Source organism: Actinomadura madurae (assembly GCF_900115095.1).
GTDB classification, from domain to species: domain Bacteria; phylum Actinomycetota; class Actinomycetes; order Streptosporangiales; family Streptosporangiaceae; genus Spirillospora; species Spirillospora madurae.
The window spans coordinates 1,075,841-1,088,328 of record NZ_FOVH01000001.1; the positions used below are offsets into that span (position 1 = coordinate 1,075,841).

A 12,488-nucleotide genomic window follows, 5' to 3' on the forward strand; every position below is an offset into this window, starting at 1 on the left:
CGGTCCTCTAGTCCTCGCCCGCCAGGAGCCGGGCGTAGTCGAGGGCCCCGGCGCGCACGGCGGCGTGCACGGCGCGGGCGATCCTCGCCCCCCACGTCGAGCGCGGCCCCGCGAAGATCTCCTCCTGCCCGCCGGTCGTGACCACGACGCAGATCGCGTCGGACGCCGTTCCCGTGCACGGGAACCCCGCTTCGAGCAGTGCCTGCGTCTTGGCCTCCGTGGCGGTGACGACCGCGTTCACCAGCGCCGCGTCGCTCATCGGCACGGGCACGCCGACCACGATGTTGACGGTCCCGGGGGCGGGGGCGGGCTCGGACGCGCCGTCCGTCGCGAGCGGCGCCAGCTCGGGATCGGCCGTCCCGGCGGGCGCGGCGGCCCAGGTCGGGACGCGCAGCCCGACCGTCGCCGACACGCTCACCCCCTCGTCGTCGCGCCGCACGGTGCGCGCCACCGGCGCCGCCGTGAGCATCCCGGCGCCCCGGCCGTCCAGCCCCTGCGACGCCGCCAGCTCGGCCAGGTGCGCGACGGGATCCGTCCGCGCGTAGGCGCCCGGCACCTGCGCGTTCAGCACCCAGCGGGCCGGGCCGATGCCGCCGCCGAGCATCGCCGAGGAGATCATCCGGTGCCCGGGGCCCGGCCGCCACACGGTCATGGCGAGCCGCGCGCCGTCCTCCTCGCGCCACACCGTCTCGATGTTCACGGACGCTCCAGTGACAGGATCGGCCGGCCGCCCGGACCGGACGTGACGTGCACGCGCGCGCCGAAATGCTCCTCGACGGTCGCGCGGGTGAGGACCTGCTCGGGCCGTCCCGCCGCGGCGACCCGCCCGCCCGACAGCAGGACCAGGCCGTCGGCGTACTGCCCCGCCAGGGTCAGGTCGTGGATCGTGGTCACGACGGTCAGCTCGTCGGACAGCCGCAGCTGGTCGATCAGCTCCAGCACCTGCTGCTGATGGCCGATGTCCAGCGCGGTCGTCGGCTCGTCCAGCAGGAGCACCGAGGCCTGCTGGGCGAGCGCGCGGGCCAGCACCACGCGCTGCCGCTCCCCGCCCGACAGATGGTCCAGCGGGCGGGCGGAGAAGGCGGTGAGGTCCAGCCTGCCGAGCACCTCGCCGGTGATGGCCCGGTCGCGCGCGCTCTCCCGCCCGAGATGCGGGATGTAGGGGGAGCGGCCCAGCAGGGCGTAGTCGAACACCGTCATGCCGACCGGGAGGTGCGGGCTCTGCGGGGCGTAGGCGACCAGCCGGGCACGCTGCCTCGGCTTGAGCGTCTGCAGGTCCGCGCCCGCGAGGGCGATCCCGCCACGGGACGGGACGAGCCCGAGGACCGCGCGCAGCAGCGTCGACTTCCCCGCGCCGTTCGGCCCGATGACCGCCGTCCACGACCCGGCGGGGACGTCCAGCGACACCCCCTCCAGCACCGGCCGCCCGCCGAGCGCGACGTCCAGGCCCCGCACCGCGACCGTCACGTGTCCACCTGCCTGCGGGACGCGCGCAGCACCACGACGAAGAACGGCCCGCCGACGAACGCCGTCACGACGCCCAGCGGCAGCTCCCCCGGCTTGATCACCGTCCGCGCCACCAGGTCCGCCGCCTCCAGGAACGCCGCCCCGCCGAGCAGCGACAGCGGCAGCACGATCCGGTACGAGCCGCCCGCCAGCCGCCGCACGATGTGCGGGACGACGATGCCGACGAACGCGATCAGCCCGCTCACCGCGACCGCGGACGCCGTCGCCAGCGACGCCGCCACCAGCACCGTCAGCCGCACCCGCGCCGCCGACAGCCCGAGCGACGCCGCCTCCTCGTCCCCGACGCTCAGCACGTCCAGCAGCCGGCCGTGCGCGAGCAGCACGACCGTCGACACCAGCGCGTACGGGGCCACGAGCCCGAGCTGGTGCCAGTCGGCCGTCCCGACGCCGCCGAGGATCCACGAGAAGATCCGCTGCAGCTCCTGGGCCTTCATCTGCTGGACGAACGTCTGCACCGCCGCCAGGAAGGACGACACCGCCACCCCCGCCAGCACCAGCGTGGCCGCCCCGTTCCCGCGCCCCGCCGCGACGCTGCCGAGCGTGTACGCCAGGAACACCCCGCCCATGGCGCCGGCGAACGCGGCCAGCGGCACCCCGTACCCGGGGTCGCCCGGCACCAGCACGATCACCAGCGTCGCGCCGACCCCCGCGCCGGCCGCCGCGCCGAGCAGGTACGGGTCGGCGAGCGGGTTGCGGAACACCCCCTGGTACCCGGCGCCCGCCACCGCCAGCATCCCGCCGGCCAGCGCCGCCATCAGCGCCCGCGGCACGCGCAGCTGGAACAGCACGTTCTCGTCGATCACCCCGAAACCCGAGTCGACGTGCACGAACGGAATCTTGTCGGCGAGGGCCTTCAGCACCCCCGCCACCGGCAGCCCGGCCGCCCCGACCAGCACCCCGGCCAGCAGCGCCGCCACCAGCAGCCCGACCGCCACCGCAAGTGGCAACGGCCGCAACCTGGCCTGCTGCCGCGCCTCCCTCCGCCCGCGCCGCGCCTTCCACCCGCGCCACCCGATCACACCGGCCCCGGCGTCCGAAAGATCCCCCTGCTGAGAGGGCGCCCCGGTCTCGGCCTCGACGGTCTCGTCGTTTGGAGCGTTCTTCGTGTGCACGCGGGGCTCGGACGTCCCGGCCTCGTCGGTCGGGGCGTCCGGGCCCGGCCCGCGTCGCGCAGACGTCTTGGTCTGGTCGTCAGGGGCGTCTCCGGAGCGGGCCTTGCTCACGGGCGGGCGTTCCCGGTCACTGGACCTTCTGGGCGGCGTCGCCGATCGCCTTCACGAACTCGGGCAGGCGGGGACCCCAGCGGGAGGCGATGTCGTCGTCGAGCTCGACCACGCCCTCGCCCTTGACGGCCTCCAGGTCCGACCAGCCGGGGCGCTTGGCGAGGGCGGCGGCGTTCTGCCCGCAGCACTTGGTGTCGGCCAGGAAGATCAGGTCCGGGTCCTGCTTGAGCAGGTACTCGCGGGACAGCTGCGGGTACCCGCCGGACGCCTTGCCCGCCTTGTCGGCGATGTTCTGCAGGCCGAACAGCCCGTACACCTGGCCCACGAACGTCTGGGACGTCACCGAGTGCAGCTGCTGGTCGAGCTCGTGGTAATAGGTGAGGCCCTTGGCCTTGGACGACGCGGCGACCGTCCGCTGGATCGAGGCGCGCATGTCGTCGGTGACCTTCTTCGCCTCGGCGGTGTGGCCGGTGGCCTGCCCGAGGTCGGTGATCTCGTCGTAGGCGTCGTCCAGCTTCGTCGCCGCCGGCTCCAGCAGGACCGGCACCTTGACCTTCTCCAGCGCCTTGACCACGCCGTTCAGGTCGTCCGACAGGACGACGAGGTCCGGCTTGTAGGCGATGATCGCCTCGGCGTTCGGCTTGAAGCCGGACAGCTTCGTCTTGGGCGCGTTCGCCGGGTGGTTGGAGTACTCGTCCACCGCCACCACCTGCGGCCCGGCACCGATCGCGAACAGCGTCTCGGTGTGGGTGGGGGAGAGGGAGACGATCCGCTTCGGCCTGGCCGGCACCGTCACCGCGCCGTTCCCGGCCTGGACGGTGACGGACTGCTCGGCGGACGTCGTCCCGTCCCCGGACGTCGCGTCGTCGCCGCCGCATGCGGAGGCGAACATGACGGCGCCGATCGCCATCACCGCGCCGAGGGTGCGTACGGGTCTCACTGGAGCCTCCATGCTGCGGGAAGCCGCGGCCCGCTCAGGACGGATCGCCCTTCCACGGGGTCGATGGTCGTCGGCGCGCGAGGAGGCGACCTGGCTCGGCCACTCGGAAGGGCACCACAGTTGCGGGACAGCGCCGGGTTCACACCGGACTTCGCTCCAGGCGCGCAGCATCGCAACGGTATCAGCCCATGAGTGCGGGTCTGTCGGAATCTCCGGAGTGAGTACTCACTTCGAAGTTGACGGAGTGAGTGCTCACTCCGTAGCTTGGCGTGCATGGAGCCGAAGAGACGGCGGCGCGCTCCCGGGATGAGCCCCGCCGAGCGCCGCGAAATGATCGTCCGGACCGCGTTGCCGCTGGTCGCCGAGCACGGCACCGCCGTCACGACCGGGCAGATCGCCCGCGCGGCCGGGATCGGCGAGGCCACGATCTTCCGGGTGTTCGCCGACAAGGAGGAACTGCTGGACGCGTGCGTCGCCGAGGCGCTCCGGGGCGAGCACGTCCTCGCGGAGATCGAGGCGATCCCGCTCGACCAGCCGCTGCCCGCCCGGCTCGCCGAGGCCGCCGCCGCGGTGGAGGCCTACCTCATCCGCATGGGCCTGGTCATCGGCGCGCTGCACGCCACCGGACGCGGCAACCGCGGCCTGCCCGGCGGCCGCGACCATCCCGGCGCCGGCCGCGAGAACGCGATGACCCGCACCCGCGACGCCCTCGCCGACCTGTTCGAACCGGAACGCGACCGGCTGCGCCTGCCCGCCGAGCAGATCGCGAGCCTGTTCATGGGCCTGCTCTTCACCCGCTCCCGCCCGCCCGGGGGCCCCGAGACGCCCGACCCCCTGCCGGTCGAGGCCTACCTCGACGTCTTCCTCCACGGAGCCCTCAAGGAAGGAACCCCCGAATGACGATCACGCTCAACCACACGATCGTGACCGCCGCCGACAACGACGAGGCCGCCCGCTTCTTCGCCACCGTGATGGGCCTGCGCTACACCGGCGTCCACCCCCACGCGCGGCACTTCGTCCCGATCCGCGTGAACGACGGGCTCACCCTCGACTTCATGACCGTCGCCTACCCGCAGGGCCACCACCTGGCCTTCGACGTGGACGCCGCCACCTTCGACACCGTCCGGGACCGCCTCGACGCCCGCGAGATCCCCTACGGCGACGACCCCGCCCACCCGGACAGCGGCCGCGTCGACGACGACCATCCGCTGGGCGGACGCGGCCTCTTCTTCTCCGACTCCAGCGGCAACCTCTACGAGCTCATCGCCCCGTGACGGTCTTGAGGAACTCCCGGGTGCGCCTGCGGTCGTCGCCCGGCATGTACTCGCCGGCGACGAAATCGGTGACGCCGGCCTTCGCCAGCTCCTCCAGCTTCGCCGCGACCGCGTCCTCGTCCCCGACGACCGCCAGGTCGCCGGGCCCCTCGGCGCCCTCCCGGTCCATCATCGCCCGGTAGGACGGCAGCGTCCCGTACACCTCGAACGTCTTCGCGGCCTGCTCCCTCGCCCGCTCCACGTCGCCGGTCACGCACAGCGGGAGGCTGCACACGATCCGCGGCGCGTCCCGTCCGGCCGCCTGGGCCGCCGCCGTGATGGTCGGCGCGATGTGGTCGCGCACGGTCACCGGACCGGTCATCCACAGCACCGTCCCGTCCGCGCGTTCCGCCGCCAGCTTCAGCATCTTCGGCCCGAGCGCGGCGAGCAGCAGGGGCACGCGCTCCTCGTTCTGGACGCTCAGCCCGATGTTCCCCGTCACCGTCTCACCGGTGAACGCGGCGTTCTCCCTGTTCAGCAAAGGCACCAGCACCGACAGGTACTCGTCCATGTGCCGGAGCGGCCGGCCGAAATCGTACCCGTACATGTCCTCGATCACGATCTTGTGGGACAGCCCGATGCCGAGCGTCAGCCGCCCCTGCAGCGCCAGGGCTGTCGTGCGCGCCTGCTGCGCCATGGCCGCCGGGTGCCGCGGATACGTCGGCACCACGGCGGTCCCCAGCTCGATCCCCGGCACCTCGCGCCCCGCCACGGCCAGCGCGGTCAGCGCGTCCAGCCCGAAGATGTGCGACAGCCACGCCGAGGGGAACCCGTCGTCCGCCGCCCGCCGCACATCGTCCGCCAGCTTGGCGAGCGCGTCCGCGCCGCCACGATCGTTCAGCAACACACCGACCCGCACAGCACCCTCCCCAGAACCGGAATAACCCGATCCTTACACACGCCCCGCATATGCCGATCATGAAGAGGTCACCACAAGATGTGCAGGGCGCGACATGCGGTGACGGCCGGGCGCGGTGTGCGCGAGGCGTTCGTGATCCTTGCCACAGCCATCATCCGGCGGCGGCGCCTCGCCCGCTGATTCTGTCGCCCGCATTCGTGAACCTCGGCCGGGCGCCGGCGTTCACGCCCGTCCAGCTGCGCAACGATCTCGGCATCGGGCTGGACGAGGCCCGCCGCCCCGGGGTCCCTGTGCTCCGTCATGGCGCGGGCCCCTACTGCGTCAGGGTGCGAGCGAACTCTCTGTCGAACAGAACCGTCTATTTGGATGCGAGCCGCCCCATGCCCCGTCGATGATGGAGAAACCACACTTATGATCATGCGCCTGATGCCGGGCACGGCCCTGCCGGGTCTCGGCGCCGCGGCCGGGGAGGGAGCCGAGTGAGCGGTGTCGCGCCGGTACGGGCGGGCGACCCGGGGTGTCTCGGGCGGTATCGGATCATCGGGCGGCTCGGCGGCGGCGGGATGGGCACGGTGTTCCTCGCCCTGTCGCCGGGCGGGCGCGCGGTCGCCGTGAAGGCGGTGCGCGCCGAACTGGTGGAGGATCCGGGGTTCCGGCGCCGGTTCGTCCGGGAGGTCGAGGCGGCCCGCCAGGTGAGCGGCTTCTTCACCGCCGCCGTGGTCGACGCCGACCCCGAGGGGAGGCCGCCGTGGCTGGCCACCGAGTACGTGCCCGGGGTCTCTCTGGAGGCGGCGGTGGCCGCGCACGGCGCCTGGCCGGAGGGAACGGTGCTCGCGCTGGGCGCCGCGCTGGCGGAGGCGCTGGAGAGCGTGCACGCGGCGGGTGTGGTGCACCGCGACCTCAAGCCGTCGAACGTGCTGCTGGCGGCGGACGGCCCGCGCGTGATCGACTTCGGGATCGCGCGGGCGGCCGAGGCCACCGAGCTCACCGAGACCGGCATGGTCATCGGCACGCCCGGTTTCATCGCCCCCGAGCAACTCGTGGACGACGAGGTCACCGCCGCCGGCGACGTCTTCGCCCTCGGCGCCGTGCTGGTGTTCGCGGTGACCGGCACCGGCCCGTTCGGGGCAGGGCACGCCGACGCCCTGAACTACCGGGTCGTCCACGAGGAGCCGGAGCTGACCGGTGTGCCGACCGCGCTGGCGGACGTCGCGGCCCGCTGCCTGGCCAGGGACCCCGCCCGGCGTCCCACCGTCCCCGACCTGGTCGGGGAGTTGAGCCGGATGCCGGGGACAGGGCAGGCCGCGGGCTTCTTCACGGAGGCGGGCTGGCTGCCCGACCCGGTGGCCGCGGATGTCCTCCGCATCAGGTCCGCGCCGCTTCCGCCCCCGCCCGCTTCCGCCCCGCCCGCCGCCGCGTCCGCCGCCCCGCCCGCCGCCGCGTCCGCCGCTGCCCCGCCCGCCGCCGCCCCGCCGGACTCGCCCGGTGCGCGAGTGTCGCCTGTTCCAGTGGGACGGACGCGGGCGCCTGGCCCCGCGCGGCGCCGGATCCTGGCCGCCGTGGCCGGCGCGGGGGCGGTCGCGCTCGTCGTCGCGGCGGTCGTCCTCACCGTCCGGCTGTCGGGTGACGACGGGGAGGCCGAGGCCGCCGGGCCGCCGCGGCGCAAGGAGCTGTGGACCTTCCCGTTGGAGGAGGGCATGCATCTGGCGCAAGTGGTCGGAGGCACGGCGTACATCGACGACCAGAAGGGCGGCCTGTACGCCCTGAACGGCGAGAACGGCCGGCTGCGCTGGGAGTACGCGCACTCCCTGGGCGACGTCCCGACGGGCCCGCTGTTCCTGGGGGCCACCGATTCGGCGGTGTACTACGGCGCCGGAGAGTACACCTACGCCCGGGACGCCGGCAGCGGCGAGGAACTGTGGAAGTGGAAGGACCACGGCATCCATCCGTCGATCGAGGTGGTCGGAGAAAAGCTCTACGCGTCGGACGTCCGGCTGATCGCGCGCGACGCCCGAACCGGGCGGGAGACGTGGACCAACACCTACAAGGGCTTCTCGAAGCAGGGGCCGGTCGTCTCCGGAGGAGTCGTCTTCGCGGTGATCAGTGACGGCACCCTGCGCGCGGTGGATGCGGAGACCGGCGCGGACCTCTGGCGCATCGAGGCCGGGGACCGGCTCGCGTCATCGCCCGTCGCCGCGAACGGCACCGTCTACTTCGGCGTCCGGGACGGTTCCCTGCACGCGGTGAACGCCGCGACGGGCCGGTACGCGTGGAAGCAGGGCTTCGAGGGCGCCTCCTGGGACCCCGCCATCGCCGGCGGAGCCGGCGCCCCGATCATCGCGGACGGCGTCGCCTACTTCGAGAACGACGGTTACGTGTGCGCCTTCGCCGCCGACACCGGCAAGCCGCTGTGGCGGCACAAGCCGGGAGTGGACGAGGCCCATCTGCTGTCGGTCGAGAACGGGACGGTGCTCTTCGGCGACGGCGACGACGAGGACGCCGGGAACCTCTACGCCCTGGACGCCCGCAACGGCACCCGCCTGTGGAAGGAGCACGTGGGCGGGAGTCCGGGCGTCATCGACGGTCGACTCTATGTCGAGGAAGACGACGTCCTGCGCGTGCTCTCGGACGCCCGCTGATGGGGCGCGGGGAGGCGTACGCGCCGCTGGAGGCGGGCGACCCGGAGCGGCTCGGGCCGTACCGGCTCGTCGGGCGGCTCGGCGGCGGCGGGATGGGTCAGGTCTTCCTGGCGTCGTCGCCGGGGGGCCGCGCGGTCGCGGTGAAGGCGGTGCGGGCCGAGCTGGTGGAGGACGCGGGGTTCCGGCGCCGGTTCGTCCGGGAGGTCGAGGCGGCCCGCCGCGTGAGCGGTCCCTTCACCGCCGCCGTGGTGGACGCCGACCCGGGCGGGGCACCGCCGTGGCTGGCCACCGAGTACGTGCCGGGGCTGTCGCTGAAGGCCGCGCTCGACGCGCACGGCGCCCTGCCGGACGGAACGGTCCGGGCTTTGGGCGCCGCGCTCGCGGAGGCGCTGGAGGGCGTGCACGCGGCGGGTGTGGTGCACCGCGACCTCAAGCCGTCGAACGTGCTGCTGGCGGCGGACGGCCCGCGCCTGATCGACTTCGGGATCGCGCTGGCGTCCGAGAGCACGCGGCTGACGGTCACGGGGGCGATGGTCGGCACGCCCGGCTTCATGTCCCCCGAGCAGTTGCGGGGCGGCGCGGTCGGCCCGGCGAGCGACGTCTTCTCCCTCGGCGCCGTCCTGGCGTACGCGGCGACCGGGACCGCACCGTTCCGCGGCGGCTCGGTGCACGCCCTGAACTACCGGATCGTCCACGGGGACCCCGACCTCACCGGCGTGCCGTCCGGGCTGGCGGACGTCGTGGCACGCTGCCTGGACAAGGACCCTGGCAGGCGTCCCACCGTCCCCGACCTGGTCGCGGAACTGGGCCGCGCGTCGCGGGCGTGGCCGGTCGGCTGGCTGCCCGAACCGCTGACGGCCGAGATCACCCGCACGGTCGCCCCGCCTCCCGCTCCCACCGCCGTCGTGACGGCGCCGTACCAGGGCCCGCCTCAGGCACCCGCTCCCCGGCGGCTGCTCACTCGGAGGCGTGCCCTGACGGGACTCGCCGCCGTCACCGTCCTCGTCAGCGTCGCCACCACACTGCTCCTCACCGGTGGAGATCCGGACGCCGACCGGGCAGGCCGCACCGATCGTGGCGCTGAGCCCAGCCCGCCGGTCTTGAAGCAGTTGTGGTCCTACGGGGGAGACACGGCCTGGCCACCGCAGGTCAAGGACGGGACGGTGTATTTCGGCGACGGTGGCGGAGTCATCCACGCCGTGGACGCCCGGACCGGCGAAGCCCGCTGGAAACGCGACCGGGTGTGGGGCGGCGGCAACTCCCTGATCATCGCTGGAGACAGGATCTACGTCAGCGCCTACACCGACTCCTCCCGCGACAGCGACAGCGGCCGCGTGTTCGCGCTGGACGCCGGTTCCGGCCGCCGGCTGTGGGAGTCCCACGGCGGCACGCTGCTGCTCGGCGAAGCGGTGTCCGGCCGGCACATGTACCTCTTCCACCGGACGTCCGATGAGGAGAAGACGTCGGTGTACGCGCTGGACACCGGCACCGGCAAGAAGGCGTGGAGCCACGAAGCCGGGATCGTCTGGGAGATGACCGCCCACGGGAACGTCGTCTACTACGTCGCGAGCACCTACGACGAGCCGGGCCCGCAACTCCACGCGCTGAACGCCGACACCGGCGAGCGGCTGTGGAAGGCCCCCTTCTCCGGCGACATCCGCAGCCGGCCGGAGTCGCTCACCGTGACCGGCGGCGTCATCTACGCGATCGGTGAGGACGGCACCGTCTCGGCCCGCGACCCGGGTAACGGGGCACTGTTGTGGAACACCCCAACCGGCCTCCGCGACTTCTCAGACTCGTGGCTGCCCGTGCTGTCCGATGGGGTTCTCTACGTCAGCGGCAACGCCGACTCCCAGGGAGATGCCGGGCAGGCGGTCGCGTTCAACGCGAAGACCGGCGCGATGATGTGGCGGCGCGACCTTCCCCAGGTGAGCTCGTCGCCCACCGTCTCATCGGGGACGGCATACGTCAGCACGAAGACCGGCGAACTGCACCTCCTGAACTCCGGTGACGGCGCCTCCCTGGGAAAGGTCAGGTTGGCGGACGGCCGCGATCCCAACGCGGTGGTGTCCGGCGGGGTGGTCTATTTCGGCGCCGGTGACGGCCACCTCCGCGCGGCCGCCATAACCCGCTGACTCCAGCCGCCGGCATTGCCCGGCCCGGGACGACGCGAGGCCCCACGCGGTCTCGAAGATCGTGCCGGGGGTGACGCCAGGACTCGCCTCACCTGCACGCTTTTACTCCTGAGCTCAACGCAGCCTCGCACCGACGGTACAAAGTGCGAGGTCCGTTCACAGGCTCACGACACCGGGGCGCCCTGGGAAGTCACGCGTCGCGGATCGCGCGGTCTCGGCCCTCCATGAAGAAGTCCAGCAGAGCCGTGGCACCGGGCAGGACACGCAAGGGCCGCGCGGCACCGAAGGCGGTGTTCCAGAACTCCCCGTGCCGCGGCTCCCACGGGCCGACATACGCGTAGGGCTCGTTCACCTGTTGATCTCCGGGCGACACTCCGTAATTGACGGCATCGACCGCGATGCCCAGATCGAAGTGTTCCGGCCAGAGCACGGGAGTGATGTCCGGCGCGAACCTGGTCAGAGCCTCCTGTCCTTGCCCGAATGCCCGGACGATCTGATGCGCCGCCTCCGCGTCGACTCCCAGGACCTCGTCCAGACCGACACCGCTGCCATCCTTGTACAGGTCTCCAACACCCCCTGCCTCAACACTGACAGCCGCGCCCAGCTCGCGGCAGGTGGCCCCGTTCAAGGGCACCTCACGGTCGCCGCACACCAGCTCGGTCTCGTTCACCCGCAGGTCGGGGGCCTGGACCGTCCCGAACCCGCCCGGCACGACACGCAGCCGTATCGTCCCGCTTTGCCGGTATTGGGGCCCTGCCAGTACGAGCTCCGCGACCCCGTGCAACGAACGGCGAGCCGTGGCCAAAGTCTCCGCATCGACGGTCATGCCCCCATTCTTCCCCGTACCCGCGGTACGCGCCGCCCCCACCGCCCTCGTCGTCGCCAGCATGCGCTCCAGCAGGAGTCGCCGCTCGATTGCTTAGCGGAGCCCGTTGGGGATCAGCCAGGACGCCGGCAACTCCGCGTTGTAGTGGAGGTCAACCATCACAATGCGTCCGGGCCGCCGCCGCGCGGCGCGTACTTCCGCGCCAGCTCCCTGTCGTTCTCCGCCCACTTACGATGCCGAGCGGCCGACTGGAGATGCAGCTCCGCCTCCTCGGGATGTGCGGCGGCCATCCCCTCCAGCAGGGAAGCGGCCCGATCGTGGGCACGCGCCGAGGAGACCATCGCTTGGCGCGCGTACTCCTCGGCCTCGCGCCTCTGCTCCGCACGCGCCCCAGCCCCGTCGGCTTCGGCGGCACGGCGCTCACCGCCCCGCCGCGCCCTCAGCCGAGACGCACGCTCGTCGCCGTCCATACCAGCCACTCCGACGCCCGAGCCCACCGAAGAACCAGCCCTCCACCCACATCCCCCTACCTACCCACCCCTCACCCCCACCCACCCCGCAACTGGGCCCCGAGCCCCTACCCCCTCCAGCCCAACTCCCTTGCCCACGCCTCCGGCCCCGGGCCAGCCCCAAACCCCCGCCCTACGCCTCCGGCGCGTAGCTCAGCCCAGAGCCCTTTCCGCGCCTCTGGCCCGCGGGCGCCTGGCCGGCCCGCGGCCCCGCACCTCCGGCCGGTAGTTCAGCCCGAGCTGCTTTTCCGTGCCTCCGGTCGGCAGGGGCTTGGCCGGTGCCGTTGGCCGGCGCCTCCGGCCTGTGGTTCGGCCCTGAGCCGTTTTCTGTGTTTCTGGCCCCGCGGGGGCCTGGTCGGTGCCGCTGGACCGTGCCTCTGGCCGGTAGTTCAGCCCCGAGCCGCAGTCCGCGCCTCTGGTCGGCGCCCTCGCTCCACGTTCCGGGCAGTCTGGACTCTGCTCTGCGGTTCCACCGCTGCGGCTCCGGCCCGCAGGTCAGCCCGCGCCCCTGGGCAGC

11 protein-coding genes are annotated in these 12,488 nt (G+C 73.1%); 4 read left to right on the forward strand and 7 right to left on the reverse strand.

The annotated features are described in order from the left end of the window. Window positions 1-7 precede the first annotated feature (7 nt). The 4 genes from BM339_RS05100 to BM339_RS05115 all read right to left on the reverse strand — a co-directional run bounded on the left by BM339_RS05100 (window position 8) and on the right by BM339_RS05115 (window position 3,690). Window positions 8-700 (reverse strand): adenosylcobinamide amidohydrolase, encoded by a 693-nt coding sequence (locus BM339_RS05100; RefSeq protein WP_256255213.1) that lies wholly within the window; start codon window positions 698-700, stop codon window positions 8-10. Further along, entirely contained in the window at window positions 697-1,467 is a 771-nt protein-coding gene (locus BM339_RS05105; protein ID WP_021599051.1) for an ABC transporter ATP-binding protein, read from the reverse strand. Before BM339_RS05105 ends, BM339_RS05100 begins: the two co-directional genes overlap by 4 nt. Then, window positions 1,464-2,483 (reverse strand): FecCD family ABC transporter permease, encoded by a 1,020-nt coding sequence (locus BM339_RS05110; RefSeq protein ID WP_052357468.1) that lies wholly within the window; start codon window positions 2,481-2,483, stop codon window positions 1,464-1,466. Before BM339_RS05110 ends, BM339_RS05105 begins: the two co-directional genes overlap by 4 nt. A 283-nt stretch (window positions 2,484-2,766) precedes the next feature. Continuing rightward, window positions 2,767-3,690, reverse strand: coding sequence for an ABC transporter substrate-binding protein (locus BM339_RS05115; RefSeq protein ID WP_075020021.1), 924 nt, complete (start codon window positions 3,688-3,690; stop codon window positions 2,767-2,769). Window positions 3,691-3,963: 273 nt separating this feature from the next. On the opposite strand from BM339_RS05115, the gene BM339_RS05120 reads away from it, so the two are divergent. Continuing rightward, window positions 3,964-4,590, forward strand: a complete 627-nt coding sequence (locus BM339_RS05120) for a TetR/AcrR family transcriptional regulator (RefSeq protein ID WP_075020022.1) — start codon at window positions 3,964-3,966, stop codon at window positions 4,588-4,590. Next, window positions 4,587-4,964 carry a VOC family protein gene (locus tag BM339_RS05125; protein ID WP_021599056.1) on the forward strand — a complete coding sequence of 126 codons (378 nt, stop codon included), beginning with the start codon at window positions 4,587-4,589 and terminating at the stop codon, window positions 4,962-4,964. The genes BM339_RS05120 and BM339_RS05125 overlap by 4 nt, the downstream gene beginning before the upstream one ends. Here BM339_RS05125 and BM339_RS05130 read toward each other — a convergent pair. After that, a complete protein-coding gene (locus BM339_RS05130; protein ID WP_075020023.1) occupies window positions 4,951-5,862 on the reverse strand; it encodes an LLM class F420-dependent oxidoreductase in 912 nt (303 codons plus the stop codon). The genes BM339_RS05125 and BM339_RS05130 overlap by 14 nt on opposite strands. Before the next feature lie 479 nt (window positions 5,863-6,341). Between BM339_RS05130 and BM339_RS05135 the strand changes: the two genes are divergently transcribed. Together BM339_RS05135 and BM339_RS05140 are read left to right on the forward strand one after the other, a co-directional pair. After that, window positions 6,342-8,501 (forward strand): outer membrane protein assembly factor BamB family protein, encoded by a 2,160-nt coding sequence (locus tag BM339_RS05135; RefSeq protein ID WP_075020024.1) that lies wholly within the window; start codon window positions 6,342-6,344, stop codon window positions 8,499-8,501. After that, the gene (locus BM339_RS05140) at window positions 8,501-10,636 is read left to right on the forward strand and encodes a protein kinase domain-containing protein (protein ID WP_075020025.1); all 2,136 of its coding nucleotides are present in this window, start codon (window positions 8,501-8,503) and stop codon (window positions 10,634-10,636) included. The genes BM339_RS05135 and BM339_RS05140 overlap by 1 nt, the downstream gene beginning before the upstream one ends. 190 nt (window positions 10,637-10,826) lie before the next feature. Here BM339_RS05140 and BM339_RS05145 read toward each other — a convergent pair whose 3' ends face one another. Both BM339_RS05145 and BM339_RS05150 read right to left on the reverse strand, forming a co-directional pair. Continuing rightward, a complete protein-coding gene (locus BM339_RS05145) occupies window positions 10,827-11,462 on the reverse strand; it encodes a hypothetical protein (RefSeq protein WP_075020158.1) in 636 nt (211 codons plus the stop codon). Between the two features lie 158 nt (window positions 11,463-11,620). Then, a complete protein-coding gene (locus BM339_RS05150; RefSeq protein ID WP_024936559.1) occupies window positions 11,621-11,932 on the reverse strand; it encodes a hypothetical protein in 312 nt (103 codons plus the stop codon). Window positions 11,933-12,488: the final 556 nt, after the last annotated feature.